Below are 26682 nucleotides of genomic sequence, written 5' to 3'. Positions count from 1 at the left end.
CGTCCGCCCTGGTGATCCCACGCCGCAGAAGGGAAAGCCATGAGCCCCACGCTGGCCGACGAGATCCGCAGTCGGCTCGGAGAGCTGAGTCCCGCGGAGCGCAAGGTCGCGCGGGTGCTGCTGGCGGGGTATCCGGCCGCGGTCTTCGAGACGGTCGCCACGATCGCGGAGCGGGCGGGCGTCTCGGCACCCACAGTGCTGAGGTGCGCCTCCCGGCTGGGCTACCGGGGCTTTCCCGACCTCCAGGCCGCTCTCCGCTCCGAACTCGACGCCCGCAACGCCTCGCCGATCACGCTCTACACGGCCGCCGGGACGTCGCAGCACGAGCGGACGGAGGCTCCGCAGGACGCCGCCGCCACCCGGCTCGGCGAGCGCTCGTCGCTCGTGCGGCAGGCCGTCGCCCAGACCTTCGACGAGGTGGCCGCCCACGAGTTCGAGGACGCCGTCGGCCTCCTCTCCGACCCGCGCCGCCGCGTGCACGTGGCGGGCGGACGGTTCACGCACCTGATGGCCGAGTACCTGGGCCTGCACCTGATGCAGTTCCGCGACCAGGTGAGCCTCCTGCCGCACAAGGACGTGGAGCGGACCTCCTTCCTCACGCAGCTCGCCCGACGCGACGTCACCGTGCTGTTCGACTACCGGCGTTACGAGGCCGACAAGACGCTGATCGCCGAACTGGCCCGGGAGCGGGGCGGCAAGGTCATCGTGTTCACCGACCCGTGGCTCTCCCCCGCCGCCGCCCACGCGGACGTCGTCCTCATCACCCAGGTCTCCTCGGACTCCCCCTACGACAGCCTCGTACCGGCCCTGGCGGTCGTCGAGGCGCTCGTCGCCACCGTCCTCGACCGGATCGGCGGCAGCGGCCACGAGCGCATGAAGGAAGCGGAGAGGGTCGCCCGGCGCACCGGCCTGCTGTGAACGGACCGCGCGCCGCGGTCCGTTCGACGACGCTAAAGGAGCCGACCCCCGTCCTGGGGCCGGCTCCGTGTCGTTCGGCCGATCAGCGCGGCGCGATGTCGATGCGCAGGGAGAGGAGCGTACAGGCGTCCGTGCCGTCGCCGGTGAAGGCGGCGAATCCCCGCCCCTTGGTGAACGTCACGGTGAACCGCGGCCCGCTCTCGAACGTGGTCGCGGTCGCGCTGTTCTGCGCGCGCGTCGAGGCGAGCGCCCGCGCGGTGGTCCGGAAGGCGTACGGGGCGCCGTCGGGGTTGGCGGCGGAGTGGAAGACGTCATTGTTGGCGGGCACGGGCGCCGTGCCGACGGGGCCCAGGGGCTGCTTGGCCGGGTGGACGCGCGGCGTCCAGGTGCGTGCGTCGTACTGGTCCCCGTCCGTGAGGTAGCTGTACCGGGCCCGGCGCAGGGACCAGCCGCCCTCGGAGTCGTACGCGCGGGCGTCGCGCAGGTCCAGGACGGCGACGCCGTTCGGCCCGAGGACGCTGAGGTGCTCACGGGCGCTGCCCGGCCGGTCGACGACGAGGGCGGTGTTCTCCTCCAGGGCGTAGACGCGGTCGTGGCCGGTGTCGGAGGCGAGGCGCAGCGCCCGGCCCTCGCGTCCGTAGGCGCCGGTGTGGGTGTCGACGAGCCCCGACCGGAGGAAGCCGAAGCCGCCCTCGGGGAGGTAGCCGAGGCGCGTCGCGTCGTCGAAGTAGCCGGGTGCGCTGCCGTCCCTGAGCCCTTCGTACGACTCTCCGCCAGTGACCATGTCGGGGCCGGAGGCGATCTGGGCGCCCGCGGAGGACCCCGCGACGACGGCGCCTCGGGCGAGCTTGGCGCGGATGGCGGCCAGGACCTTGGAGTCCCGGTGCGCGTCACCGCGCAGCAGGGTGGTGACGTACCGGTACTGGTCGCCGCCGCCGAAGAAGAAGCCGGTCATGGAGTTGACCTGAGCGACGACGGCGTCCGAGTCGGCGTGGGCGACGTGGTCGATGTCGAGGGGGATCCACTGGGCGTCCGCGGCGCCGTGCCGCTTGAACACGTCGGCGTAGTAGGCGCCGTTGCAGGCGGAGTTGCTGCACCGCTCGGGGTCGCCGGCGTGGGGGTCCTGGCTCTCGGGTACGGAGGCGGCCGTGATGATCCCGATGCGGGAGCCGGGGCCGCCGGCCCGCTTGATGATCTCGCCGTAGACCTGGGTGTTGCTCTCCTTGAGGGCTCCGCCGATCAGGACGAGGGACCCCGCCTGGGTCCGGGCTTTCGGGGTGTCGGCGAGGGCGGAGGAGGAGACCGAGAGGAGGGATACGGCGAGGGCGCCGGCGAGGACGGTGCGGCGTGCGGGTGCGGAAGGGACGCGCATGGTGCCTCCGTTGAGGGTCGGATGAGTGGCGGGATGGTGCGTGGGGCTGAGGCGCGCGGCCGGGGCCCGTGGCGGACGCCTCCTGGGGCGTCGGCGTCGTACCCGCAGCGGAGGGAAGCGGGACTTCCCTCCGCTGTACGTCGGCGTCGGCGCCGGGGTTGCGTCGGGGCAGCGTCGGCGTCGTTCAGGTGGTGCCGGCCGTGCCCAGGGAGGCGATCAGGTCGGCGAGGAGGGCGATGCGCTGCGGGACGCTGGTGACGTCGAGCCACTCCTGGGGCGTGTGGTCGGCGCCGCCGACCGGGCCCAGGCCGTCGAGGACGGGGATTCCCGCCCCTGCGATGAGGTTGGCGTCGCCCACGCCGCCGGTGGCGGCGGCGCCCAGCTCGATGCCGGCCGCTCGGGCCGCGGTGCGCGCGTGGTCGAACATCCGCCGGGAGGCGGGGGTGTCCTCCATCGGCGGGCACAGGTCGAGTTGCTCGACCTCGACCGTGACGCCGGGGACGCCGGGCTGGTCGGCGGCATCGCGGATGGCCCGGGTGACGCGCTGGATGTCGGCCGTCGTGGCGGCGCGCACCTCGATGCGCAGTTCCGCCTGGGGACAGACGATGTTGGCGCGGGTCCCGGCCCGGACGACGCCGACGTTGACCGTCACGTCGTCCCAGTGGCCGTTGAGGGCCTGGAGCGCGACGGTGAGGTGGGCTGCGGCGAGAGCGGCGTTGGCACCGCGCTCGGGTTCGATGCCTGCGTGTGCGGCCCGGCCGGTGACGGTGAGGCGGAAGTCGGCGACGCCCTTGCGGGCGATGACGAAGTCGCCGTTCTCCCGTGCGCATTCGAGGCCCAGTCCGTAGTGCACGCCGCCGGCCGTCTGCTCGATCAGCGGTCGGCTGGCGGGCGAGCCGATCTCCTCGTCGGGGGTGGCGATCAGGACCAGCTCGTCGTACGCGTCGACACCGAGGTCACCAAGGATCTCCAGGGCCGTGAGTCCGGCGAGCAGGCCGCCCTTGTCGTCGCTGACGCCGGGGCCGTACGCCGTGGAGCCGTCGATCCGGAAGGGGCGGGCGGCCGCGGTGCCGTTCTCGAAGACGGTGTCCATGTGGCCGGCGAGGAGGATCCTGCGGCCTCCCTCCGACTCGGGCATCATGCCGCGTCGGCGGCCGACGAGGGCGTCACCGGTCCGGTGTCCCTCGGGCGTCGACGGGAAGCGGACGCGTTCCACGGCGAACCCGAGCCGTTCGAGCCGGCGCTCGATCCAGTCGGCGACCTGGTTGACGCCTTCGGGGCTGTAGGAGCCGGAGTCGACGGAGACGAGCTCCTCCAAGTCGCGCAGGTAGTCGGCGCGGCGGGCCCGGGCCAGGTCCAGCAGGTCGTCGAGCCTCTCCCGGCGGCGGGTGGGGGCGCTCACAGGACCTTGGACAGGAAGGCGCGGGTGCGCTCCTGCAGCGGGTCGACGAGCACCTGGCGGGGGTCGCCCGCCTCCACGACGACGCCCTCGTCCATGAAGACGGCGGTGTCGCCGACCTCGCGGGCGAAGCCGATCTCGTGGGTGACGACGACCATCGTCATGCCGTCCGCGGCGAGCTGCCGCATGACGTCCAGGACGTCTCCGACGAGCTCGGGGTCCAGCGCGGAGGTCGGCTCGTCGAAGAGCATCAGTTTGGGCTTCATGGCGAGCGCGCGGGCGATGGCGACGCGCTGCTGCTGTCCGCCGGACAGCTCGGCGGGGTAGTGGTGCCCGCGGTCGCCGAGACCGACCTGGCCGAGGAGGGCGTGGGCGTGCTCCCGGGCGTCGGCGCGGGAGACGCCCGCGACCTTGACGGGGGCCTCCATGACGTTCTCGACGGCCGTCATGTGGGGGAAGAGGTTGAAGCGCTGGAAGACCATGCCGATGTCGCGGCGGCGGTCCGCGACCTCGCGCTCGCGCAGCTCGTGGAGCTTGTTGCCCTGCTGGCGGTAGCCGACGAGCTCCCCGTCGACGGTGAGCCGGCCGCCGTCGACCTTCTCCAGGTGGTTGATGCAGCGCAGGAAGGTGGACTTCCCGGATCCGGAGGGGCCGAGGAGGCAGCAGACCTGGCCGCGCTCCACGGTGAGGTCGATGCCCTTGAGGACCTCGAGCCTCCCGAAGTGCTTGCGTACGCCTTCGGCGCGCACCATGGGGGTGCTCATCGGTTCTGCTCCTTGCTGTTCTTGCCGAGCCGCTCCACCGTTCCGCCGAGGAGGCGCCGGAAGGGCGAGACGTGTCCGGCGCGGGTGGTCCCGCGGCCGTAACGCCGCTCCAGCCAGGCCTGGGGCACGCTGAGGAGGGTGACGAGGGCCAGGTACCAGATGCTGGCCACGACCAGCATGGGGATGACCTGGTAGTTCTGTGCGTACACGTCCTGGATGTTCGACATCAGGTCGTGGGCGGAGATGACCGAGACGAGCGCCGTCATCTTGAGCATGTTGATGGTCTCGTTGCCCATCGGCGGGATGATCACGCGCATGGCCTGCGGCAGGACGATCCGGCGCATGGTCAGGGCGGGCCGCATGCCGAGCGAGTGCGCGGCCTCCGCCTGCCCGGGGTCGACGGACTGGATGCCGGCGCGGACGATCTCCGAGGCGTAGGCCGCCTCGTTCAGACCGAGGGCCAGGAGGGCGGCGATCGCCGGTGTCAGCAGCGCGTTGGTCTCGGCCTGGAAGAACGTGATGTCGGTGAAGGGGACGCCGATCTTGACGTACTTGTAGAGCGCGGCGGCGTAGCCCCAGAAGATGATCTGGACGAGCAGCGGGGTGCCGCGGAAGACCCAGACGAACGCGTTGGCGAGTCCGTACAGCACGGGGCTGGACGAGAGGCGCATGACGGCGATCAGCGTGCCGAGGGCCAGACCGAGCAGCATGGCGGCGGCGGTGAGCCAGAGGGTGGTCGCGAGACCGTCGAAGATGAGGTCGGCGAAGAGGTAGTCACCGACGACGTCCCAGTGCAGGTTGTCGTTCTTGGCGAGGGAGCCGATCAGTCCGACGAGGGCGAGGACCGAGGCGACGGCCGCGATCCAGCGCGTGTAGTTGCGGACGGCGACGATCTCGAGTTCCCCGGTGGGGGGCTGGTCCGTGGGGGTCGTGTTCTGCGGGACCTTGGTGGTGCCGGCCATCTTTAGTCCACCGCCGCGTTCTTGGTGGCTTCCTTCACCGCGATCGACGCGACGCCGTACTTGTTGTAGATCTTGATCAGGGTGCCGTCGTCGATGAGGGACTGCAGCGCCTTCTGGATGGCGTCCGTCAGCTCGGGCAGCTGCTTGCTGACCGCGATGCCGTTGGGCGAGGCGTTGTAGCCGCCCGGGGCGGCGGGGTCCTCGACGAGGTCGAAGACCTTGCCGCTGTCGGCCGTCTTGGCGACCCATCCGGCGGCGGGCTTGGTGAGCACCTGGGCGACGACCTTGCCGGAGCGCAGGGCGAGCTGGGCGTCGGAGTCCTTGGGGAAGGTCTGGATGTCGATCTTGCCCTTGCCCGCCTTCGCGCAGGTCGCCTGATGGCCCTTCAGCAGGTTGAGCTGGTTGGTCGCCGCCTGGACGGCGACCTTCCGTCCGCACAGGTCGTCGAGGGTGGTCACCTTCGCCGGGTTGCCGTCGCCGACGAGGATGCCGGAGCCGGACTGGGAGTAGTCGACGAAGTCGACGACCTTCTGGCGCTCCTTGTTGTCCGTGATGGCGGACATCGCCACGTCGAACTTGCCGGCCTGGATGGCGGGGACGATGCCGTCGAACTTCTGCGGGGAGAAGGCGAAGGTGACGCCCAGCTTGGCGCCGAGGGCCTGGCCGAGGTCGTAGTCCAGGCCGGTCAGCCCGGTCTCCCCCTCCTTCACGTACATCTCGAAGGGCGGGTACGGCACGTCCGTCGCGACGCGCACCTCACCGGCCTTCTTGATCTTCTCGGGGAGCAGGTCGTGCAGCTTCTGGTCCTTCACGATCTCCACGCCGCCGATGACGACCTTGCCCGACGGGGCGGCGGGCTCGTCGCCGCCGCAGGCGGACAGGGACAGGAGCATGGTCGCCGCGACGGCGGCGGCCGCGGGGCGTGCGATACGAGCGTTCATCGCCTGGAACCTCTCGGTGGTTATCTGCCGGCGGAGTCTGACCGCCTGGCACTGCTGCGAAGTTACAGAGGAACCAATGCGATGGCTAGATGTAAGACCCATTACGTTCACGTAACGAGAGTTCCAGACCGGCTTCTGCGGTTGTTTGGGCGCTTATGGCACAGATCCATGGCTAGATTGCGGCGGGCGGGGCGTTGTTCCGGAATTACGTCTTCCCCACTCAGGCCATTACTTGTATGTTCCGCTACCAATCCCGCAGCCCTCGACCGACGGCCGCGGCATCGAGTTCGCCCTTTCCAGGAGTACACATGACACACCGTCCCTTCAGGGCCCCCGCGGCAGCCGCCGTCGTCCTCACCGCGATGGCCTCGGTACTGATGGCGCATCAGCCGGCGCAGGCGGCGGCCGACCGGATCAGGCTCGGCAGCGCGTCCGACGTCGGCCGCAGCGCGTGGAACGGCCCGGCGTTCACGATGAACGGAGCCGGCGGCATCGTGACGGCCTCGATGACCCGGGCCATCGACGAGATCCGCGGCGGCACCGGGAGCCTCGACGTGGTCGTCCTGGCCGGGTCGGCACCGACGTCGGGCAGCAAGACTCCGGAGTGCGACACGATCACGGGGCTGACCGGCGTGAACTCCTGTACGACGTGGACGCTGACGACGGCGTCCGACGGCAACAACAGCCAGATGAACACCGACGTCCGCAACGCCGAGTTCGTCTACTTCGCCGGCGGCGACCAGTGCCGCTACACCGCCTGGAAGGGAACCGCCCTGGAGGCCTCCGTCGAGGCGGTCGTCGCCAAGGGCGGCGGTTCCGGCGGTGGCAGCGCGGGCCACCACATCAACAGCCCGATCGTCTACGACGCCTGCAACGGCAGCGTCACCAGCGCGCAGGCCCTCGCCAACCCCTACGACCGGTACGTCAGCTTCACCACCGGCATGTTCGCATGGGCGAACTACGGAGCCGTCATCAATGACTCCCACTTCGTGACCCGCGACCGCATGGGCCGCACCATGTCCTTCCTGGCGCGCGCCGTGAAGGACGGCCTCGCGCCCGGCGGGGCCGCCTGGGGCGTCGGGGTGGAGGAGGGCGGCGGGTCCCTCTTCCTCGACCGCAACGGCATGGCGACGCAGTACGGCAAGGACGCGTACGTCGTCCTCGCCGACCACCAGCCGGAGCAGGCCGTCGACAGGAAGCCGCTCACCTACAGCGGATTCAAGATCTGGCGTCTGACGCCGGGCTCCACCTTCGACTTCAAGAACCGCCCCAGCTGCGGCTACTACCTGCGCAACGTCACGAACGGCGTGACCGACGCCAACCTCTACAACGGGACGCCCGTGACCGACTGCGGCAGCCAGGGCGGCGGCGGGTCCACGGTCGTGGAGAGCGAGCCCAACGACACGCGCGACGCGGCCGACGACGCCACCGCGCTCGCCTCGCCCGGCACCCTCACGGGCAGCATGAAGTCGACCAGCGACCGCGACTACTTCAAGGTCTCCGTGGCGGCCGGACAGACCGTCTCGGTGAACTGCGCCGTGCCCTCCGCCTACGACGCCGACGTGTACTGGCTCGACGCGAACGGCAGCACCCTGACCCGTTCCGTGAACGACGGGGCGGGCACCGACGAATCCCTGTCGCACACCAGGACCGCGACCGGGACGGGCACCTACTACCTCGACGTGGAGGCCTACAGCGGCTCCGGTTCGGCCACCTACGCCTGCACGCTCACCAGAAGCTGAGGCAGTCGACTCCCGCGGGGCCCTCGCACACGCGACCGGGCTCCGCGGCATCCCGACGCACCGCACTTGACGTCCCGGCCGGGCACAGCCAGGCCGGGACTCTGCGTCGCCGGAGCTCAGCACGGGCGGCGCTCAGCTCGGCCGGGCGAGGCGCCACGGATCGAGCAGCTCGTCGAGTTCCCCGTCGGTGAGTAGCCCGTCGCGAGCCGCCAGCTCCCGGACGGGAACCCCCGACTCCCGGCACTCCCGCGCCAGGGCCGTGGACCGCTGGTAGCCGATGACCGGGTTCAGCGCGGTGGCGAGGCCGGCGCTCCTCTCCACCAGAGCGTGCAACCGCTCCTCGTCGGCCTCGATGCCGGCGACGCAGCGCTCGGCCAGGAGCCGACAGGCGGCGGCGAGCCGGTTCGCGGAGTTGAGCAGATGGTGGACCATGAGGGGTTCGAAGGCGTTCAGCTGGAGCTGACCCCCCTGGGCCGCCGCGCAGACGGCGGCGTCCGCACCGAGGACGTCGAAGCAGACCTGGTTCACGGCCTCGGGCATCACCGGGTTGACCTTGCCCGGCATGATGCTCGACCCGGCCTGGAGCTCCGGCAGCCGGATCTCGCCAAGGCCTGCTCCGGGACCCGAAGCCAGCAGCCTGAGGTCGTTGCAGATCTTGGACAGCCGTACGGCGAACTGGCGGAGGGCACCGGAGAGCCGGACGAATCCACCGATTCCCTGCGTGCTCTCCACCAGGTCGCGGGCGGGACGGACCGGCACGGACGCGACGGCTTCGAGGTGGGTGACAGCCAGACGGGCGAAGCCCTCGTCCGCGTTGAGGCCGGTGCCGATCGCCGTGCCCCCCAGGTTCACCTCCAGGAGGGACGCGGCGGCCAGGCCGATGAGTTCGGCGTCGTCCCGGACGGTGAGGGCGAACGCGTCGAACTCCCGGCCCAGCGTCATCGGCACGGCGTCCTGCAACTGGGTGCGCCCGAGCTTCACCGTCTTCGCGAAGTGCCCGCCCCGGTCGCCGAAGGCGTCGCGCAGCACGGTCATCGCGTCGAGCAGCAGCCCCGCGGAGGCGTACACCGCCAGCTTGGCCGCCGTGGGATACACGTCGTTGGTGCTCTGGGAGCGGTTCACGTCGTCATTGGGGTGCAGGTGCCCATAGCCGGCGCGCGGGTGCCCCATGATTTCGAGCGCCCGGTTGGCGATGACTTCATTGGCGTTCATGTTCGCCGAGGTTCCCGCCCCGCCCTGGAAGACGTCGACGACGAACTGGTCGTGGAGGCGGCCCGCGCGGATCTCCCGGCACGCCGCCACGATGGCCCGGGCGCGTTCCTCGGGAAGGGTTCCCAGGTCCAGGTGGGCCAGGGCGGCCGCCTCCTTCACCGCGGCCAGCGCGACCACGAGTTCGGGATGCGACGAGAGGGGGATGCCGGTGAGGGGGAAGTTCTCCACCGCGCGCAGGGTGTGGATGCCCCAGTACACGCCCTCCGGCACTTCTCGCACACCGATGAGATCACGCTCTTCGCGTCGCATGTCCGTCCCCTCGCTCTTGGGCAGGGGCGACTCGCGCGCCGCCCGCCTTGAAGTATCGGGCATTACAGATAAGACGTGCAACCGCCTTTTGGAATTATCTGTTACAGCCTGGGCGGCGGTCCGGGCACCGAGCCGCACGGGGACCGCATCACACAGCGCGGTGACGTAGGTGGCCTGAGCGGCAGGGGTGTCGAAGCGGGGCACGTCGGTGCGGAAGCGGACGGCGCCACGCAGCTGATGGACGGCCCAGCCCATGCAAGGGGCGCCAGTCTGCGGGGTGAGGCCGAACGTCAGGTAGAGGGAGGGGACGCTCTGGTCGGCGGATACCGCGTGCCACCAGCCGTGGGGCGGGTAGAACGTGTCCCCCGGGTTGAGGATCACGTCGGCGAGCGGCTCGCCTCCGGGGATGTGAGGGGTTTGGGAGTCGCGCCAAGAGGCAGGTGGTCTTCCGGTCGTTCGGGGCGTACTGACGACCATCACGGAACATGCGCCCCCCAAGGGCGACCACGCCGGCGCCGTGGTCCGGTTGCGACGTGCCGGGTAGGCCGCGGCGCCGGCTTCTCCTCTTCCGGACGCCCTCCCGTCCGCAGCAGGCCATGGGAACCCGGTCCGGTAGAGCCGGTTCGGATCAACGGACGTGACAGACCGGATCCTCGGTCCGCTCCGCTACGCCCCTGTCCGCTGCGGTACCCGCCACGGGTTGGTGGTCCGCAGAGGGTGCGGCAACAAGGCCTCCGGCATGTTCTGGAAGGCGACCGGGCGCAGCCACCGGGCGACGGCGGTGCCGCCCACGCTGGTGTGCAGCGGGTTGGTCGTGGCCGGCCAGGGGCCGCCGTGGTGCATGGCGCGGGTGACCGCCACTCCTGTCGGCCAGTCGTTCCAGATCAGGCGGCCGGCCCGCAGGGCGGACCAGATCGCGCGGGACAGTTCCTCGTCCGCTTCCTCCTGGCCGTGCACCGTGGCCGTGAGGCTGCCCGGGAGCTCCCGGAGGGTGGTGAGCAAGTCCTCGGTAGAGGCATAGGTGACGACGGTCGATGCCGGGCCGAAGCATTCCCGGAGGAGTTCGGGGTGGGCGCGCAGGTCATGGGCCGTGATGGTGAGGAGCGTCGCCGAGGGGCCGTCGGCTGGTCGTTCAGTGCGGTGGGTGCAGATCGGTGCGGTCGCGATCCGTCGGACGGCGGGGTGGGTGGCCAGTTCGTCGAGGGTCGCGCGGTAGGCCTCGGCGATCCAGGATCCCAGCATCGGCGCGCGAGAGGTCTGGGTGACGGCCAGGCGGAGGAGTTCGTCCAGGTCGTGCCGTTCGGGCAGGAAGAGCAGACCCGGCTTGGTGCACAGCTGGCCCTGGCTGCGGGTGACGGACGCGACGTACTCGCTCACGAGGGCCGGCCCGCGTGCGGCGAGGGCCTGGGGTGTGACCACCACGGGGTTGAGGGAGCCCAGTTCTCCGTAGAACGGGATCGGGTCGGGGCGGCCGGAGGCGAGGTCGAACAGCGCCCGGCCGCCGGTGGTGGAGCCGGTGAAGCCGACGGCCTGGACGGCGGGGTCGGTGACCAGGGTGCGGCCCGCCTCGCGGCCGTGGACGACGGTAAGCGCCCCTGGTGGCAGGACTTCGGCCGCGAGGGCGGCGGTGCAGTCGGTGAGGCGGGGGTGGCCCTCGTGGGCTTTGACCACGACCGGGCAGCCGGCGGCGAGCGCGCTGGCCGTGTCCCCGCCGAGGACGGAGAAGGCGAAGGGGAAGTTGGAAGCGGTGAAGACGGCAACAGGGCCGAGCGGGACGAGCATGCGCCGTACGTCCGGGCGCGGGGCGGGGACGGCCGTGTCGTCCGCCCGGTCGATCATGACGTCGAGGTGGGCGCCCTCTTCGGCGATCTCCGCGAACATCTCCAGTTGTACGCGGGTACGCAGTACCTCGCTCCGCAGTCTGACGTCACCGAGGCGGGTCTCCTCCTCCGCGAGGGCGACCAGTTCGTCGGTGTGCTCGCGGAGCACGTCGGCGAGGCCACGGAGGAGTGTGCCGACCTCGGCCGGGGCGAGTGCGGCGAGAGTCGGAGCGGCGGCGCTGGCGGCTTCGATGGCCAGGGGGTCGAGCGGGGAGCAGGAGGGCATGTCTTCTCTCAGTGGTGTGGCGGGGTGTGCAGAAGTCGGTGTTCCGGGCGGCCCTAGGCGATCGGGGACCTGTTCTCTCCTGCCATGAGCAGGAGTTCGGCCAGGTGCACGGCCTTGACTTGTGAGCGTCTGCGGCGCAGGCCGGTGCGGAGCTGGCGCAGACAGCCCGGATTGACCGCGGCGACGAAGTCGACGCCGGCGGCCTCGATCTCGTCGATCTTGGCGGTGAGGATGCGGCGCGATTCACGGGGGCGCAGCAGGGAGTAGGTCCCGGCGGCACCGCAGCAGGTGCCGGCGGAGGGGAGTTCGACGTAGTCGACGATTCCGGCGAGCAGATCACGCGGGGCGGTCCACACTCCGAGGCCGTTGCGCAGGTGGCAGGAGTCCTGGAGGGCGACACGCGCTCGACGGCCGTCGACCCGGAGTTCACCGGGGGGCCGGTACGAGGAGTCGCTGGCCAGGTGGTCGGAGAGTTCGCGGACGCGAGCCCTGCCGAGGACCGAGGCGAGGTGGGCGGCGCAGCCGCCGGAGGTGGTGACGATGGTGCCGGGAAGGTCCTCGCCCATCCGGTGCGCGAGGCGTTCGCCGGTGGCGGTGTCGCCGTTGTGGGCGTGCAGCGCGCCGCAGCAGCCCTGGGAAGGAGGAACGGCCAGTCCGGGGACGAGGGCGAGAGCGGCGCGGCCGACGCGCGGGAAGAGGACGCGTTCGAAACATCCGAGCATGAGTGAGGCCCTGCCGGACGCGGCGGCCGAGGTCTCGGCGACGTTCGTGCGCGGGGTCCCCCGTAGTCGTCCCAGCAGGCGGAAGAGGCCCCGCCGGCCGGCGACCAGCATGAGGGCACGGGCGAGAACGGGCATCCGGCGTCCGCGCCACTGGTGGTCGCGCCACTGCTCCAGAAGCTGCCCGTACTCGACGCCGGCCGGACAGACCGGTTCGCAGGCGCGGCAGCCCAGGCACTGCGAGGACTGTTCCTTCAGGGCGGGGTCGTCGGGTGCGAGATCACCGTTCTGCAGGGCGCGCATGAGGTTGATCCGGCCTCGGGGCGAGGAGGCCTCGTCACCGGTCTCGGCGTAGGTGGGGCAGGCGGGGAGGCAGAAGCCGCAGGAGATGCAGCGGGAGAGGAGGTCCGGGTCGAGGACGGGCTTCGGGAGGGGGCCGCCCGTGCGGTCGGTCATGAGCCCAGCTTTCCGGGGTTGAGGATGCCGGCCGGGTCGAACGCCGTCTTCAGTCGGCGCAGGAGGGTGATCTGGTCGGCGCCCAGCTGCGTGGTCAGATAGGGGAGCTTGGCCGCGCCGACACCGTGTTCGCCGGTGATGGTGCCGCCCAGGTCGATCGCGGCGGCGAAGATGTCGGCGAAGGCGCTCTCCGCGCGGGCGATGGTGTCCGTGTCGTTCTCGGACTTCACCACGCAGGTGGGATGGAGGTTGCCGTCCCCGGCGTGGCCGAAGGTGGCGATCGTGACGCCATGGCGGGCTCCGATGGCGTCGATGCGGTCGACCATCTCCGCGATGCGGGGCCGGGGCACGGTGGCGTCCTCCAGGATGGTCAGCTCACCCAGCCGGGAGAGGGCGGGAAGAGCGCATCGCCGGGCGGCCAGCAGCGCCTCGGCCTGCGCCACTTCGGCTGCGGTCGTGACGTCGAGGGCATGGTGGGCCGTGCAGACGTCACTCATGCGCTCCAGGGCGCGGGCGACCGTGTCGCTCTCGCCGTCGTCGCCGAAGAGGAGCAGTGCGCCGGCGTCGGTGCGCAGCCCGAGACGGGCGAAGTCCTCAACGGCCCGGACGCAGGACCGGTCGAGGAATTCGAGGGTGGCGGGCAGGATCCCGGCGGCGATGATCGCGGTGACGGCCCGGCCCGCGGCTGCCGGGTCGGGGAAGTAGGCGACTCCCGTACCGGCCGTCGCGGGGGCGGGCCGCAGGGCGAGGGTGGCTTCGGTGATGACGGCGAGGGTGCCCTCGGAGCCGGTGAGGAGCCGGGTGAGGTCGTATCCCGCGACGTCCTTGTGGAGGCGGCCTCCGGTGCGGATCACCTCTCCCGTGGGCAGGACCGCCTCCAGGCCGAGGACGTAGTCGCGGGTGACGCCGTACTTGAGGCCGCGCAGGCCGCCGGCGTTGGTGGCGATCGTGCCGCCGAGGGTGGCCACCGTACGGCTGCCGGGGTCGGGGGCCCACAACAGGTCGCCGTGGGCGGCGGCATCGGCCAGGGCCGCGCTGGTGACGCCGGGCTGGACCCGGGCCAGGAGTTCGGCCGGAGCGATCTCGAGGATCTGGTTCAGACGGGTCAGGACTAGGACGACGCCTCCTCGGGAGGCCACGGTGGCGGCGCACAGGTTGGAGCCGGCGCCGCGTGGGATCACGGGAACGGCGTAGCGGGTGGCGATATCGAGGACGGCGGCGACCTCGGCGGTGTCCGCCGGGAAGACGACGGCGTCGGGCCGGGCGTGGAACAGCGGGGTCGCGTCCCGGCTGTAGGGGACGAGTTCGCCGTCCGTCTCCCGGAAGTGACCGGGCCCGACGACCGACCGCAGGGCCGCTCGTGCGGTGGCGTGCATGGGGTTCTCCTCGGAGCCGGGCCCCGGCCGGGGGGAGGGACGGGGCCCGGCCGGTTCTAGAGCCTGATGGCGGAGCGATCGGCGATGAGGACGGGCGAGTCGTACACCGGCACGTTGCGGAAGGTGTGGGTGCTGCCCGACACCGTCCAGTCGGCGGCGGGGATGTCGAAAACGGCGCCGGTCCGTACGTCGACGTACACGGGGTCGGTGAAGTCGCCGTCGGGGAGGGTCAGGCGGACCGAGGTGCGGGTGGTGCTGTCACCGGGGGTGCTGGTGCCGTTCCAGATGCCGACGATCTGGCGCCCGGTGTCGCTCTTGGCGAAGCCTTGGACGGTCAGGGTGGTGGCGGAGTCGGTGGTGAACGCGTAGGCCGGAAGAGCCGTCACCGTGCTGTCGATGACGGAGGCGAGGGTCTGGACCGCGTAGTAGGACGGCTTGGCGTAGCGGATCGACTTGTCGCTGTTGGTCCGGAGCAGACCCTTGCTGTTGATCTTCGAGGGGTAGTGGAGGTCGGAGATGCTGAAGGCGCTGGTGCTGATGCCCTGGCCGAGGTCGTGCATGAGGCGGCGCAGGAACCACTTGGTCTGACTCAGTTCGGTCCAGTCCAGGTCACCGAGCGCGCCGAAGCTGTTGGGCGCGCTGGGGGCACCGTTCTCGCCCTGCCTCAGTACGGCTCCGGGTGCGTACTGGTTGATCAGGGCCCGGATCTTGTCGACCTGCTGGTAGGTCCAGACGTCGTCGGGGTTGGGGTTGTAGGGGTGGTAGCTGATGCCGTCGAGCAAATGGCTCTTGCCCTGTCCGGAGAGCCGGACGAGGAAGTCGTTGGTGTACGGGACGTCGATGCCGGCCTCGCCCGGACCGTAGATGACGGAGTCGGGCTGTTCGGCGCGGACGCGGGCCGCGGTGCGGGCGAAGAAGTCGGCGTACGTGGCTGCCGGGATGCCGGCGAGGTTGGGCTCGTTCCAGATCTCCCACTCGGTGACCCGGTTCTCGTACCGCTTGACCATGGCGGTCACCCAGGCGTCCCAGGCGGCCAGGGCCTCGGTGGACGTCGGGATCTGACCGCCGAGGCCGGAGCCTCCGCCGCCCGTGTAGATGCCGTTGCCGTAGGACAGCTGGAGCCAGGGCTTGACGCCGCGGGCCGCGGCGTCGTCGACGATCCGGTCGAGCCATGTCCAGTCGTAGACCCCCTTCGTCTTCTCGGTCTTGGCCCAGCCGCCCTGCAGGCGGACCCCGGTGGCCCCCAGCCGCCCCAGGTAGGGGGCGTATGCCTGGTAGTTCGTGTAGTCGCGGTCGAGGGTCTCCGCTCCGACGAGCAGCTGGGAGGTGCCCACCTGTGCGGCCGTGCGGGGGGCGATCGTGCCGAGGTGCGGCCAGGCCGTCGGGGACGCCTCGGCGGTGGTGCGGACGTCGTCGAGGTAAGCGGTGCCGGTGTCGGCTACGGACACCCCGGCCTGCAGGCTGCCCAGATCGGTGGTGGAGGTGCGGAAGTCCAGCCCGGCCGCACGGCGCTCGCCGTCGATGTGGAGGTCCGCGCTGGCGGTGCCGGGCCGGGCGACGAGACGGATGTCGTACCAGCGGTTGGGGACATAGGCACCGAGATCGACCTGGGTGGCGCCGTCGTAGGTGTAGAGACGGCCGGTGGGGCTCATGGCGACCGTGACGCTGTGGCCGCCCGAGCTGTCGAGGTGTACACCGACCGTGGCGGTGGTCTGGGCTGCTCGCAGCCGGAATCCGGCGGCGACAGTCGACGTCGTGGTCCCGAACGTGGCGGTGGCGGTGGTGTTGGCGGTGGCGGAGACGTCGCGCAGGCGAAGGCTGCGGTCGACGGTGCCGGTCACGTCCTGGACAGTGACGTCGCCGCTGACGGTCCAGCCGGGAGCGGGAGCACCCGGGGTGATGGTGTCGAAGGTGCTGGAGAGGTTCGCCGCGGCGGCCGGGCCGGCCGAGGCGACGGAGATCAGGGCGCCGACCAGGGCGCCGGTCAGGAGGAGTGGGACGGTTCTTCCCGTACGGGACCGTACGGAACCGGATGTGGCGGGGTTGACCATGATTCCTGCCTTCTGCGGGGGAGGGCGGATCGATCGTTGGACGGGGTTGAGCCGTGCTTCCGGAGCGCCGGTTCCGGCGCTCCGGAGGCTGGGCCGCCGGCGCGGTCGGTGACCTGGCAGGTGGACGGGTGTGTCAGTCGGTCGCCGGGCGCGTGCCGCGCGATTCGTCGTAGGCGCGGCGGGTCGCCTCGTCCGGGGGGTAGGTGCCGCGCAGGGGGGCGCCGCCTGCGACGCGGGCGACGATGAACGCCTCCTGCAGTTCCTGTTCGCGGGCCGCCTTGGCGATGACCGGGACGAGGTGGCGGGGTACGCAGACCACACCGTCGGCGTCGCCGACCATGACGTCCCCGGGGTAGACGGCGACGCCGGCGCATCCGATGGGGACTTGCAGGTCGACCGCGTGGTGCTGGGCGAGGTTGGTCATGGCCGCCGCCCCGGTGGCGAAGACGGGCAGGGGCAGGCGGCTGATCTCCTCGATGTCGCGCAGGGTGCCGTCGGTGACCACGCCGGCGGCGCCGTTGACCGCCATGCGGGTCAGAAGGATGTTGCCCGCGGCGGCGGCGCGTCCCTGGCCGCGGCAGTCCACGACGAGAACCTGGCCGGGGCCGGCCTGCTCGACCGCCAGGCGCTGCGGGTGGTCGTAGTCGTCGTAGACCTCAAGGGTGTCGATGTCCTCGCGGGCCGGGATGTAACGCAGGGTGAAAGCCTCGCCGACCATGCGCCTGGCATCGGGCGTGACACAGGTCAGGCCCGCCAGGAAGGTGTTGCGCAGACCGTGCTTGAAGAGCTGGGTGGTGATGGTGGCGGTGCTTGCCTCGCCCAGGGCGGCCAGATCGTCGGGGTCGAGGGGCGGCCGGGGGGTCTGGGTCATGTCTCGTGCTTCCTTCGGTGCGTCAGAACGGATGGCAGGTGCCAGATGGGCGGCGATGGGGCTGGTCAGGAAGTGGGGTCGTCGAGGCTGAGGTCGACGCCCGGCGGCCTGAGCTGGGCGCTGAGACCGCCGTCGACGTTCAAGACCTGTCCGGTGATGAAGGACGCGTCCACCGAGGCGAGGAACGCGACGGCCCCGGCGACATCGGATCCGTCGCCGACCCGACCCAGCGGGACCGGCTGCGCGCGGGTCCGTTGCTGGGCCGGATCGAGGAGGGCGAACCGGTCGTTGATGACCGGGCCGGGGGCGACCGCGTTGACGCGGATCCCCCGGGGGGCGAGTTCCAGGGCCATCGCACGGGTCGCCGCGTCGACGGCGCCCTTGCTGGCGTCGTAGGCGACGGCGGCCCGGTGGGCGCGGGTGGCCCCGACCGAGGAGATGTTCACGATCGAGGAGCCGGCGGGCATCACCCGGGCGGCTGCCACCGTGCACAGGAACACCCCGCGCGCGTTGACGGCGAAACTGCGGTCCCAGTCGGCGACGTCGATGTCGAGCAGCGGACCACGGCCCAGCATGGGGGCGGCAGCGTTGTTGACCAGCAGGTCGAGTCCGCCGAGGACATCGACCGTACGGTCGAGGCAGGTGTCGACCTGGCGGGCGTCGGATACGTCGCCGGGGCAGGCCACCGCGGACATGCCCCGGTCGCGCATGGCCGCGGCTGCTGCCTCGGTCTCGGCCGGATCGGGGCCGTTGAGGGCCACCGCCGCGCCTTCCTGCGCGAGCCGCCATGCGATGGCGAGGCCGATGTTGCGTGCGCCGCCGGTGACCAGCGCGACCCGGCCGGTGAAGCGGCCCTCGGCACGGGCGTCGCTCGTCGCCCGCGGTGCGTCGCTCACGTGGCGGCCACCTGTCGGTCGACGACAGCGGCGGCACTGGTGGCCGCCCAGGTCAGCGGTCCGGCGGAGGCCGACACCCGCTGCGGGTCGAGCGTCATGCCGAGGCCGGGGCCGTGCGGCACGGACAGCAGCCCGCCGGTGTAACGGACGGGGTCGGTGACGACGTCCCGTGTGTAGAGGAGCGGTCCGACCGGGTCGCTCGGGACGGTGACGGCCGACATGGCCATCGCGACGTGCGCGGCGGCCGCCGTGCCGATGGACAGCTCCTGCGTGGTGCCCACCAGGCACGCCTTGCCTGCGGCGTCGGCTATCGCGAAGATCCGGCGGGCCGGTGTGATCCCGCCGATGGCGATGACGCTGACGTTGAACACGTCCACCGCGTCCGCGGCGACGAGGTCCAGTGCCCACCGGAAGCTGTAGACGTGCTCGCTGATCGGGACGGCGAGCCGGTCGCGGGCCTGGACCAGACCGCGGATGTCGTGGTGCGGGGCGGGCGACTCGATGAGGTCGTAGCCGACGTCGGCCACCCGCTCGGCGAAGGCGCAGGCCGCCTTGGCGTCGAGGAGGTTGGAGAAGTCCAGGGACTTGATGGTGATGCGGTCGCCGAACCGTTCGCGGGCGGTGCGCAGGAACCGCTCGTCCAGGTCGAGGCGGCGTCCGACATACACGCGGAAGAAGGTGAAGCCCTCCGCCAGCCGGCGCTCGACCATGGCGAGGTTGCGCTCGACGTCCTCCTCGTGCTGCTGGCGGAAGATCGGATACGCGATGGGCACCGACTCGCGGACCGCACCGCCGAGCAGGTCGCACACCCGGACACCGAGCTGTTTCGCGGCCAGGTCCCAGAAGGCGATGTCGACTCCGCACTTGATAGCGCGGCTCTTGTCGTAGATGTATCCGGCCTGCGGGAAGTTCGCTTCCAGGCGGCGTTCCATCTCCGTGATCTGAAGGGCGTCCAGACCGACGAGGAGTTCGTTGAGGGTGGCCTCCAGATCGGGTACGTCGAGGTGGTAGCGCGGGAGGTGCTGGAGGTCGGACATCTCACCGATGCCCGTCAGCGCGTCGTCGTCGGTGAGGAGTTCGACCAGGACGTGTCCGCAGGTGATGCTGTTGTGCCGCGGCGTGTTGATCGAGGTGAGGCGGACTCGGGTCACTTTGGCCATGTGATGCTCCGTTCCTTGACGGTGCCGGCAGTGCTCTGCGCGTCGGCGAGCCGGGGTGTGGTGCGACCCGGAGCCATCGAGAGCAGCTCGCGGGTGTACGGGTGGGTGGGGGTCTCGTAGATCCGGCCCGCCGGGCCTTCCTCGACGATCCGGCCCTGCCGCATGACGGCGATGCGGTGGGCGACCGATCTGACGACGGCGAGGTCGTGGGTGATGAAGAGGTAGGCCATGCCGTGCGCGGCCTGGAGGTCGGCGAGCAGGTTGAGGATCTGGGCCTGGACCGAGACGTCGAGGGCGCTGACGGCCTCGTCGCAGACGATCAGTCGTGGCTGCAGGGACAGCGCCCGGGCGATCGCGATGCGCTGGCGCTGTCCGCCGGAGAAGGCGGAGGGGAAGCGGTCCAGCGCGTACGCGTCGAGGCCGACGTCCTGGAGGAGGCGTACGAGCTCGGGCTCCGCGGTGTCCAGCCCGTGGACCCGCATCGGCTCGGCAAGGATCTGGCGGACCGTCATACGGGGATCGAGGCTGGCGTACGGGTTCTGGAAGACGACCTGGATCTCCCGCTGGAGCCGCCGCAGCTCCGGCGCGGACGGCCGTCGGACGTCGATGCCGTCGTAGCGGACGGTCCCCCCGGAGGGGGTCTCCAGCCGCAGCAGCATCTTGGTCAGGCTGGTCTTGCCCGAGCCGGACTCCCCCACAAGAGCGAGGGTGCGCCCCGGCGCGACCTTCAGGCTCACCTGCCGGACGGCATCGACGTGCCCGGTGACACGGCGCAGCGCCCCGGTGCGGACCGGATAGCGCAGGTCGGTGGCATCGAACTCGACGAGCGGCGTGCCGCCCTCGTGTTCGGCGTCCTGGGGCGGTTCGTCGGTCGTCACGGGCGGCGGCGCGGGCCGTTCGCGTGGTGCGTCGGCGAACAGGCATGCCGCCGCATGGCTTTCACCGACGGTGAGCAGGGGAGGCACGACACTCTCGCAGCCGTCGGCGCGGACCGGGCAGCGTGGTGCGAAGGAGCAGCCCGGGGGGCGGTCGCTGAGCCGGGGTGGCCGGCCGTCGATGGAGGCGAGGCGGGTGCGGGCGGGTGCGTCCAGGCGCGGGGTCGCTGCGAGGAGTGCCTGGGTGTAGGGCATGCGCGGGTCGGCCAGGACCTGGGCGGTGGGTCCGCTCTCGACGATCCGTCCGGCGTACATGACCGCGACCCGGTCGGCCTGTTCGGCGACCACGCCGAGGTCGTGGGTGATGAGGATCAGGCCCATGCCGAGGTCGTCGCACAGCGAGCGGAGCATGGTCATGATCTCGGCCTGGACGGCGGCGTCGAGGGCGGTGGTGGGTTCGTCGGCGATCAGGAGTCGTGGGCCGGCGGCGATCGCCAGGGCGATGGCGGCGCGCTGGCGCATGCCTCCGGACAGTTCGTGGACGTATTGGGTCAGGCGCTTCTCGGGCTCGGGCATGCGGGCCTGCGTCAGCGCCTCGACCGCCCGCTTCCGCGCCTGTTCGCGGCTCATGCGTTCGTGCGCGCGGACGGCGTCCATGATCTGTGTGCCGATGGTCAGCAGCGGGTTGAGGGCGGTGCCGGGGTCCTGGAAGACCATGGCGACCCGGTTGCCGCGTACCTCCCGCCAGGAGCGCCGGTCCAGGCCTCGCAAGTCGGTGCCGTCCAGCTGGATCGACCCTGTGGTCTCACACAGAGGCGGGGGCGGGTTGAGGCCGAGCAGGCTCAGGGCGGTGACGGTCTTGCCCGAGCCGGACTCGCCCACGATGGCGAGGGTCTCACCGGTGTCGAGGTGCAGGCTGACCTCGTCCACAGCGCGCACGGGCGGGTCGTCGGGGGCGGTGTGGAAGGTGACGCCGAGCCGGTTGATGTCGAGGAGGGTCATCGCAGGCCCCCTAGGCGCCGAGCCGGGCACGCTCGAGGCGCCACTGGCCGTCGACGTCGAGGCCGACGCCCGTGAGGTTGCTGCTGTGGATCAGCGGCGACTTGGCCTGGTGCAGGAATACCCAGTAGTTGTTCGCCAGGATGCGGCGCTGGACGTCGACGTACGCCTGCTTGCGCATGGCGCGGTCGTCCGTGCCCAGCCCCTTGTCGAGCAGGGCGTCGAGGGCGGAGTCCTTCAGGCCCGACCAGTTGCTCGGGCCGTCGCTGGCGAAGTACGGGTCGAAGGTGAGGGAGGGGTCCAGACGGGGGACGTCGATGACGAGGATCGCCGCGTCGAAGTCCTGCTTCCGCATGCGTTCCAGTTGGGTCTGGAATTCGAGGATCTCCACCTTGGGGTCGAATCCCGCCGCGGTGAGCTGGCTTTGGAGCAGTTCCGCGACGGTGGGATCGGGGGCGCGGCGGCGGGCGACGAGGGTGATTGGCACCTTTCCGCGCAGTCCCGCCTTGTCCAGGGTGGAGCGGGCCTTGTCGGGGTCGTACGGCAGGGGGGCGAGGGAGTCGTCGTAGAACCAGTCGTCGGAGGTGGCGAAGGAGGGGGCGATGTCGAAGTCGCCGCCGGCGGCGGCCTTGCCGACGGACCTGCGCTCGACGGCCATCGCGAAGGCCGCGCGTACCCGTGGATCGCGGAAGGGCCCCTTGGCGACGTTGAGTGAGGCGTAGTAGTTGCGGCGCACGCCCTCGTCCTTGATGGTGATCCGCGGGGCGTCGGCCAGCTGCTTGTACTCCTCCGGGGGCAGGGCCCGCACCAGGTGCACTCCCCCGGTGGACAGTTCGGCGCGCAGTACCTTTGCCTCGGTGACGAAGCGCAGGACCACCTTGTCGAGGAGCGGAAGCGCGTCGCCGTCCTCTGTCTTGGCCCAGTAGGTCTTGTTGCGCTCGGCGGTCAGCTGGACCTTGGTCCGCCACTGGCGGAAGGTGAAGGGGCCGGTTCCCACCGGCCTGCGGCCGAACTCCTCGGCCCCCTTGGCGAGCGCGGTGGGCGAGGCGATCATCCCGGGCTCGTGGGCGAGATGGGTGAGCAGCAGCGGATCGGGCGCCTTCAGGGTGACCGTGACGGTCCGCGGGCCGATGGCCTTCACTTCACGGACGGAGGCCAGTGCGGCCGTCTTGGTGGAGCGGGTGGCGGGATCCGAGATCCGCTTCAGGTTGAGAACGACCGCATCCGCGTCGAACGGGGTGCCGTCGTGGAACTTCACGCCCTGGCGGAGCTCAAAGGTGATCTCGGTGCCCGTGTCGGTCCATTGGGTGGCGAGGGCCGGCTCGAAGGTCCCGTCGCGGCGCTGACGCAGCAGGGTGTCGAAGAACAGGTTCAGGACGTCGCGGTCGGAGGAGATGGCGGAGCTCAGCGCCGGATCGAGGGTGACGGGCTCGTTGTCGAAACCGGCGGTGAGCGTCCCCCCGGAGGAAGTTCCGTCGGAGGAGTCCGAGGAGCCGCATCCGGTCAGGGTGGCGATGGCCGCGGTGGCCGCGGCACCGGCCAAGACGGTGCGACGTGGTATCCGGGGCAGTGTGGAGTTGGGCATGACGAAGTACTTCCTCTGTACGGGGGAAGGGGGTGGAGGACTGGGAGACGGCTCAGCGCGCGGGTGCGAGGTCCGGACGGTGGGCGTCCAGCGCGTCGCGCAGGGCGTCGGCGAGCAGATTGAACGCGGCGACGGTGAGGAGGATCGCCAGTCCGGGGAAGACGCTGAGCGACCAGCTCGCGCTCAGGTGGTCGGTGCCGCTGGCGACGATCGCGCCCCAACTCGGCTGCGGGGGCTGGACGCTCAGCCCGAGGAAGCTCAGCGCGGCCTCGGCCATGATCGCGGTGGACACCTGGAGAGCGGCGAAGACCAGCAGGCTGCCGGCGAGGTGGGGCAGCAGGTGACGGCGCATGATCGTGGTCCGTGTGACGCCCACGATCCGTGCGGCGGACACCCATTCGCGGGTGCGTAGGGAGAGCACCTCGCCGCGGACCACACGGGCGAAACGCGGGGTGGTGACGACGGCGATCGCGATCAGGGCGTTGCGCAGCCCGGGGCCGAGGGCCGCGACCACGGTGAGGGCGAGAACGAGGAGGGGGAAGGCGAGCAGTCCGTCGGAGACGCGCATGACGAGGGTGTCCACCCAGCCGCCGCGGTATCCGGCGATCAGGCCGAGCACCGTTCCGGCGATGAGGGCGGCGCCCACGGTGATGGTGGCCACCCCTACGGTGACCACGGCGCCGGCGACGATCCGGGCCAGGACGTCCCGCCCGATCTCGTCGGTGCCGAGCAGGTGCTGGGAACTGGGGCCGGTCAGGAGCCGGCCGGTGTCCGTGGCGCTGACCGAGTCCGACATGAAGGGTGCGGCGGCCGCGGCCACGAGCAGGAGGAACAGCAGGGGTACGGCGATGTGTGCGCGGCGGTCACGGCGCAGCCGGTCCAGAACCGGTCTGCGGGAGACGTTCGGCGCGAGGTCTATGGCCATCAGCGCTCCAGAAGGTGCGTGCGGGACGTGCGGTGCGGGACGTGCTGATCGGCGCGCAGGGAGGCGCGGATCGGGTGACACGGTGGGCGATGGCCGAGTCAGTACGTGATGCGCGGGTCGAGCCAGGCATAGACCAGGTCTGCCAGAAGGTTCACCAGGAGGACGAGGACCACGACCATCAGCACGGCGCCCTGAACGACGGGGAGGTCCCTGCTGAAGATGCCGTTGACGATCAAGGTGCCCATGCCGGGAACGGTGAAGACGGTCTCGGTGACGACGGTGGCGCTCATCAGCGCCCCGATCTGGAGAGCGATCACCGTCACGACCGGCAGGATGGCGTTCCGCAGGGCGTAGACGCCCACGATCCGGCCTCGTGAGAGACCTGATGCCTCGGCTGTGCGGATGTAGTCCTCGTTGAACGCGGCGAGGAGAGCGGCGCGGGTCTGGCGCATGGTGACCGCGGCGATGGTGGAGCCGATGGTGACGGCTGGGAGGATCATGCGTCGCAGGTTCTCGACGGGGTCCTCGGTGAAGGGAACGTATCCCGAGGGCGGGAGGACCTTGAGCCACAGGGCGAAGACGAGGATGAGCAGTGCGGCAAGGTAGAAGTGAGGTGCGGACAGGGCGAGCAGGCCGACGGAGTTCAGCGCGGTGTCCGTGCGGGTGCGACGGCGGACGGCGGCGAGAATGCCCGCGGGGATCCCGATGAGAACGGCGAAGACCAACGCGATGACTCCGAGCTCGACCGTGGCGGCGAACCGGTCGGAGATGACCGTGCCCACCTTCTCGTCGGTGAGCCATGAGCTGCCCAGGTCGCCGCGGACCAGATCGCCGAGCCACTGGGTGAATTGCTGCCAGAGCGGTGCGTCGAGGCCGAGGTCCTCTCGGAGTACCGCTCGGTCCTGCTCGGTGGCCTCCTGGCCGAGGATGGCGAGGGTGGGGTCGCCCGGCATCAGCCGCAGGAGCATGAAGAGCACCAGGGAGACGACGAGGGCGACCGGGATCAGTTGCAAGAGTCTGCGTACGAGGTATCCGGTCATTTCACCGGCTCCGGTAGAGGGGGCGAGGGTGTGGGCTTGGCCGTGTCAGGGCGGTAGGTGGGGCGGGAGAGGTCGCTCAGCCACGCGAGGCGTTGTGCCGGGGCCAGGTCGTAGGCGTACAGGGCAAGGGAGCGGGCTCCGGCCGCGTACGCGTCCTGGGCGACGTCCGTGAGTTGCTGCTCACCGGTGGTCCAGTCTGCGGCCAGGTTCCATCCGGCGCTCACCTGTGCGCCGGTCCGGGCTGTTGCGGCGAGTTCGCGGCGCAGGGCGTCATGATTCCCCGACAGGTCGGTGACGGTGAGGGCGCCCGCTGCTGCGGCGAGGGCGCTTGTGTCGGCGGCGGACTTGCCGTCGCAGGCGTACGGGTCGCCGGTGGTGCGTACGGAGACGGGCAGCCCGCCGGCTGCGGCGACGGCGTCCCGCACGAGGCTCACGGTGGTTCGCGAGCGCACGGCAAGGACGGTGTCGTGCAGGTCGGAGCCGAGGGTGGCGCGGGCGTCGGCACCGAGGTCGCCGGCTTCGCGTGGCTCGGCAAGTTGGGCGAGTAGCGTCGCGCGGATGGTTTCGGCCAGGGCGGGCACGTCGATGCCCGCCTCGGTGAAGCGTTCCGTGCAGGCGGAGCAGAAGCACAGGGAGAGCAGCCAGCGGTCCACCGGACGAAGGGCCACGCCGACTTTGTCATGGGCGCTCTGGTGCTGCCAGCCGAGGTAGCCGAAGGCTTCGAGTTCGAGGCCGGTGACACCGGGTCGGCGGGCGGCTCGGGCGACGAGGTCAGTGGCATAGGCGCGGACCTCGGGCCGTGCCGGGCACAGTGCGTGCCGGTAGTGGTGTCCGAAGGCATTGCGCAGCGCCGATTCGGGATGGCGGGTGGCGGGCCCGGACTGGTGGAGTCCGACGAGCCAGGCCGTCACCTTGATGCCGGCCCGCAGCAGGGCGGTCGTGGCGGTCGTCGCGTCGTCGCCGAGAACCGGCAGGGCGAGGTCGTTCCCGTTGAGGGGGGCGGCGTCGTCGCGGAACCACTGCCCGGCCTGGAAGTCGGCCACAGCACACGGGGCGCTGGTCGTCAGCAACCACCGCCCGCCGTGATAAGTGAACGCCAAGTGGACGCCGTCGATGCCATAGGCGGCCAGTCGGTCCGCCTGGGCCTGGGGCCGCCGGCGGAAGGAGAGGGGGTGGGCGAACAGCTCGATGTTCATCGGCCGTCTCTGGGGGCGTCGCCGAGGGCGTGGGAGATGGTCTGCTTGGCCTTTTCGATGTGTGCGCGGGTCAGGCGTTCCACGAGCGGCCCGTCGCCCTGCTCCATGGCTTCCAGGATCGCCGCGTGTTCGGCGGCCTCTTCCTCCCAGGTGGCACGCAGTCGCCAGCCGAGGCCGGCCACGAAAGCCGTGAGGTCCTGGAGCTGGTCCAGGAAGCCGCAGAGGAAGCTGTTGCCGCAGGCGCTGTAGAGCTCGCGGTGGAAGCGACGGTTGGCTATGCCCAGGCCGCGTGTCTCGCCCGAGCCGATCAGCGTGGTCGCGTCCTGCAGCGCTTGGCGGGCAGCGGCGTGGGTGGTCGCTCCGAGGCGGACCGCGCCCAGGCGTACGGCCTCGGGTTCCGCTGCGCAGCGGGCGGCGTACAGCTCCTGCACCAGAAGATCGTCGGGGCGGCGGACGCTGACGCCCTGGTAGGCGTTGATCTCCACCAGACCGGTGGAATGCAGCTGCTTCAACGCTTCGCGGACCGGGGTCTTGGATACCCCGTACGCCTCGGCGAGTTCCCGCTCGACCAGGGCCTTTCCGGGGGGGAGCACACCTTCAAGGATTGCCTGCCTCAACGCCTCACGCACCCGGTCGGTACGGGAGACGGCCTGACGCAAGGGCGGCAGTGAGCCGGGAGGCAGGGCCTCAGCGCTGTTCACTGGATAGTCGATCTGCGGCATGGCGGCATGCTGGTATACCAACATGCCAACTCGCAACCCTCGTGCAGAGGTTCTCTGAAATGGCCCCCGTGACAGCCGTCGGCGCT

At 71.0% G+C, this 26682-nt stretch carries 21 protein-coding genes; 2 read left to right on the top strand and 19 right to left on the bottom strand.

Annotation, left to right across the window (positions count from 1 at the left end; genetic code table 11):
* The first annotated feature begins 39 nt into the window (after window positions 1-39).
* Window positions 40-918, top strand: a complete 879-nt coding sequence (locus ACZ68P_RS27320) for a MurR/RpiR family transcriptional regulator (protein WP_471010687.1) — start codon at window positions 40-42, stop codon at window positions 916-918.
* 82 nt (window positions 919-1000) lie between these two features.
* Here the strand turns inward: ACZ68P_RS27320 and ACZ68P_RS27315 are convergent, their stop codons facing one another.
* The 5 genes from ACZ68P_RS27315 to ACZ68P_RS27295 form a co-directional block, all read right to left on the bottom strand.
* Window positions 1001-2290: a cyanophycinase gene (locus tag ACZ68P_RS27315; RefSeq protein ID WP_471010685.1), complete on the bottom strand. Its 1290-nt coding sequence runs from the start codon at window positions 2288-2290 to the stop codon at window positions 1001-1003.
* 184 nt (window positions 2291-2474) lie between these two features.
* The gene (locus ACZ68P_RS27310) at window positions 2475-3692 is read right to left on the bottom strand and encodes a M20 family metallopeptidase (protein WP_471010684.1); all 1218 of its coding nucleotides are present in this window, start codon (window positions 3690-3692) and stop codon (window positions 2475-2477) included.
* A complete protein-coding gene (locus ACZ68P_RS27305) occupies window positions 3689-4453 on the bottom strand; it encodes an amino acid ABC transporter ATP-binding protein (RefSeq protein ID WP_471010681.1) in 765 nt (254 codons plus the stop codon). The genes ACZ68P_RS27310 and ACZ68P_RS27305 overlap by 4 nt, the downstream gene beginning before the upstream one ends.
* The gene (locus ACZ68P_RS27300) at window positions 4450-5415 is read right to left on the bottom strand and encodes an amino acid ABC transporter permease (protein WP_471010679.1); all 966 of its coding nucleotides are present in this window, start codon (window positions 5413-5415) and stop codon (window positions 4450-4452) included. The genes ACZ68P_RS27305 and ACZ68P_RS27300 overlap by 4 nt, the downstream gene beginning before the upstream one ends.
* Window positions 5416-5417: 2 nt before the next feature.
* A complete protein-coding gene (locus ACZ68P_RS27295) occupies window positions 5418-6356 on the bottom strand; it encodes an ABC transporter substrate-binding protein (RefSeq protein WP_471010676.1) in 939 nt (312 codons plus the stop codon).
* 308 nt (window positions 6357-6664) lie between these two features.
* Here ACZ68P_RS27295 and ACZ68P_RS27290 point away from each other — a divergent pair, with 308 nt between their 5' ends.
* On the top strand, window positions 6665-8098 hold the full coding sequence (locus ACZ68P_RS27290; RefSeq protein WP_471010673.1) for a pre-peptidase C-terminal domain-containing protein: 1434 nt from the start codon (window positions 6665-6667) through the stop codon (window positions 8096-8098).
* A 132-nt stretch (window positions 8099-8230) separates the two neighbouring features.
* Here the strand turns inward: ACZ68P_RS27290 and ACZ68P_RS27285 are convergent, their stop codons facing one another.
* From ACZ68P_RS27285 to ACZ68P_RS27220, 14 genes are all read right to left on the bottom strand, one after another.
* Complete coding sequence (locus tag ACZ68P_RS27285) at window positions 8231-10096, bottom strand: aspartate ammonia-lyase (protein WP_471010671.1); 1866 nt, start codon at window positions 10094-10096, stop codon at window positions 8231-8233.
* Between the two features lie 189 nt (window positions 10097-10285).
* On the bottom strand, window positions 10286-11725 hold the full coding sequence (locus ACZ68P_RS27280; protein WP_471010668.1) for an aldehyde dehydrogenase (NADP(+)): 1440 nt from the start codon (window positions 11723-11725) through the stop codon (window positions 10286-10288).
* A 53-nt stretch (window positions 11726-11778) separates the two neighbouring features.
* On the bottom strand, window positions 11779-12900 hold the full coding sequence (locus ACZ68P_RS27275) for a (Fe-S)-binding protein (RefSeq protein WP_471010667.1): 1122 nt from the start codon (window positions 12898-12900) through the stop codon (window positions 11779-11781).
* Window positions 12897-14276, bottom strand: coding sequence for an FAD-binding oxidoreductase (locus tag ACZ68P_RS27270; protein WP_471010665.1), 1380 nt, complete (start codon window positions 14274-14276; stop codon window positions 12897-12899). The genes ACZ68P_RS27275 and ACZ68P_RS27270 overlap by 4 nt, the downstream gene beginning before the upstream one ends.
* Window positions 14277-14332: 56 nt before the next feature.
* The gene (locus ACZ68P_RS27265; RefSeq protein WP_471010663.1) at window positions 14333-16327 is read right to left on the bottom strand and encodes a GH39 family glycosyl hydrolase; all 1995 of its coding nucleotides are present in this window, start codon (window positions 16325-16327) and stop codon (window positions 14333-14335) included.
* 133 nt (window positions 16328-16460) lie between these two features.
* Window positions 16461-17198, bottom strand: coding sequence for a ribonuclease activity regulator RraA (locus ACZ68P_RS27260; protein WP_471010660.1), 738 nt, complete (start codon window positions 17196-17198; stop codon window positions 16461-16463).
* 65 nt (window positions 17199-17263) lie between these two features.
* A complete protein-coding gene (locus ACZ68P_RS27255) occupies window positions 17264-18094 on the bottom strand; it encodes an SDR family NAD(P)-dependent oxidoreductase (RefSeq protein ID WP_471010658.1) in 831 nt (276 codons plus the stop codon).
* Entirely contained in the window at window positions 18091-19254 is a 1164-nt protein-coding gene (locus tag ACZ68P_RS27250; RefSeq protein WP_471010656.1) for a mandelate racemase/muconate lactonizing enzyme family protein, read from the bottom strand. The genes ACZ68P_RS27255 and ACZ68P_RS27250 overlap by 4 nt, the downstream gene beginning before the upstream one ends.
* A complete protein-coding gene (locus tag ACZ68P_RS27245; RefSeq protein ID WP_471010655.1) occupies window positions 19242-21131 on the bottom strand; it encodes a dipeptide ABC transporter ATP-binding protein in 1890 nt (629 codons plus the stop codon). The genes ACZ68P_RS27250 and ACZ68P_RS27245 overlap by 13 nt, the downstream gene beginning before the upstream one ends.
* A gap of 10 nt (window positions 21132-21141) precedes the next feature.
* On the bottom strand, window positions 21142-22713 hold the full coding sequence (locus ACZ68P_RS27240; RefSeq protein WP_471010654.1) for an ABC transporter substrate-binding protein: 1572 nt from the start codon (window positions 22711-22713) through the stop codon (window positions 21142-21144).
* Window positions 22714-22765: 52 nt separating this feature from the next.
* Window positions 22766-23638 carry an ABC transporter permease gene (locus ACZ68P_RS27235; RefSeq protein WP_471010651.1) on the bottom strand — a complete coding sequence of 291 codons (873 nt, stop codon included), beginning with the start codon at window positions 23636-23638 and terminating at the stop codon, window positions 22766-22768.
* Window positions 23639-23736: 98 nt separating this feature from the next.
* Window positions 23737-24678: an ABC transporter permease gene (locus ACZ68P_RS27230; protein WP_471010648.1), complete on the bottom strand. Its 942-nt coding sequence runs from the start codon at window positions 24676-24678 to the stop codon at window positions 23737-23739.
* Entirely contained in the window at window positions 24675-25874 is a 1200-nt protein-coding gene (locus ACZ68P_RS27225; RefSeq protein ID WP_471010646.1) for a hypothetical protein, read from the bottom strand. The genes ACZ68P_RS27230 and ACZ68P_RS27225 overlap by 4 nt, the downstream gene beginning before the upstream one ends.
* Window positions 25871-26596 (bottom strand): GntR family transcriptional regulator, encoded by a 726-nt coding sequence (locus ACZ68P_RS27220; RefSeq protein ID WP_471010643.1) that lies wholly within the window; start codon window positions 26594-26596, stop codon window positions 25871-25873. The genes ACZ68P_RS27225 and ACZ68P_RS27220 overlap by 4 nt, the downstream gene beginning before the upstream one ends.
* Between the last annotated feature and the right edge of the window lie 86 nt (window positions 26597-26682).

This window comes from Streptomyces sp. NPDC036822, assembly GCF_055609145.1.
The sequence above is the reverse complement of the archived record's forward strand: the minus strand, read 5'-3'. Positions and strand labels throughout refer to the sequence as shown.

What these genes read in the sequence shown, in the direction of transcription:
- ACZ68P_RS27265 (WP_471010663.1), bottom strand. Translation starts at nt 16,327, where the DNA reads ATGGTCAACCCCGCCACATCCGGTTCCGTACGGTCCCGTACGGGAAGA.
- ACZ68P_RS27245 (WP_471010655.1), bottom strand. Translation starts at nt 21,131, where the DNA reads ATGACCCTCCTCGACATCAACCGGCTCGGCGTCACCTTCCACACCGCC.
- ACZ68P_RS27230 (WP_471010648.1), bottom strand. Translation starts at nt 24,678, where the DNA reads ATGACCGGATACCTCGTACGCAGACTCTTGCAACTGATCCCGGTCGCC.
- ACZ68P_RS27300 (WP_471010679.1), bottom strand. Translation starts at nt 5,415, where the DNA reads ATGGCCGGCACCACCAAGGTCCCGCAGAACACGACCCCCACGGACCAG.
- ACZ68P_RS27270 (WP_471010665.1), bottom strand. Translation starts at nt 14,276, where the DNA reads ATGCACGCCACCGCACGAGCGGCCCTGCGGTCGGTCGTCGGGCCCGGT.
- ACZ68P_RS27285 (WP_471010671.1), bottom strand. Translation starts at nt 10,096, where the DNA reads ATGGTCGTCAGTACGCCCCGAACGACCGGAAGACCACCTGCCTCTTGG.
- ACZ68P_RS27315 (WP_471010685.1), bottom strand. Translation starts at nt 2,290, where the DNA reads ATGCGCGTCCCTTCCGCACCCGCACGCCGCACCGTCCTCGCCGGCGCC.
- ACZ68P_RS27220 (WP_471010643.1), bottom strand. Translation starts at nt 26,596, where the DNA reads ATGCCGCAGATCGACTATCCAGTGAACAGCGCTGAGGCCCTGCCTCCC.
- ACZ68P_RS27225 (WP_471010646.1), bottom strand. Translation starts at nt 25,874, where the DNA reads ATGAACATCGAGCTGTTCGCCCACCCCCTCTCCTTCCGCCGGCGGCCC.
- ACZ68P_RS27235 (WP_471010651.1), bottom strand. Translation starts at nt 23,638, where the DNA reads ATGGCCATAGACCTCGCGCCGAACGTCTCCCGCAGACCGGTTCTGGAC.
- ACZ68P_RS27260 (WP_471010660.1), bottom strand. Translation starts at nt 17,198, where the DNA reads ATGACCCAGACCCCCCGGCCGCCCCTCGACCCCGACGATCTGGCCGCC.
- ACZ68P_RS27240 (WP_471010654.1), bottom strand. Translation starts at nt 22,713, where the DNA reads ATGCCCAACTCCACACTGCCCCGGATACCACGTCGCACCGTCTTGGCC.
- ACZ68P_RS27280 (WP_471010668.1), bottom strand. Translation starts at nt 11,725, where the DNA reads ATGCCCTCCTGCTCCCCGCTCGACCCCCTGGCCATCGAAGCCGCCAGC.
- ACZ68P_RS27305 (WP_471010681.1), bottom strand. Translation starts at nt 4,453, where the DNA reads ATGAGCACCCCCATGGTGCGCGCCGAAGGCGTACGCAAGCACTTCGGG.
- ACZ68P_RS27290 (WP_471010673.1), top strand. Translation starts at nt 6,665, where the DNA reads ATGACACACCGTCCCTTCAGGGCCCCCGCGGCAGCCGCCGTCGTCCTC.
- ACZ68P_RS27295 (WP_471010676.1), bottom strand. Translation starts at nt 6,356, where the DNA reads ATGAACGCTCGTATCGCACGCCCCGCGGCCGCCGCCGTCGCGGCGACC.
- ACZ68P_RS27250 (WP_471010656.1), bottom strand. Translation starts at nt 19,254, where the DNA reads ATGGCCAAAGTGACCCGAGTCCGCCTCACCTCGATCAACACGCCGCGG.
- ACZ68P_RS27320 (WP_471010687.1), top strand. Translation starts at nt 40, where the DNA reads ATGAGCCCCACGCTGGCCGACGAGATCCGCAGTCGGCTCGGAGAGCTG.
- ACZ68P_RS27275 (WP_471010667.1), bottom strand. Translation starts at nt 12,900, where the DNA reads ATGACCGACCGCACGGGCGGCCCCCTCCCGAAGCCCGTCCTCGACCCG.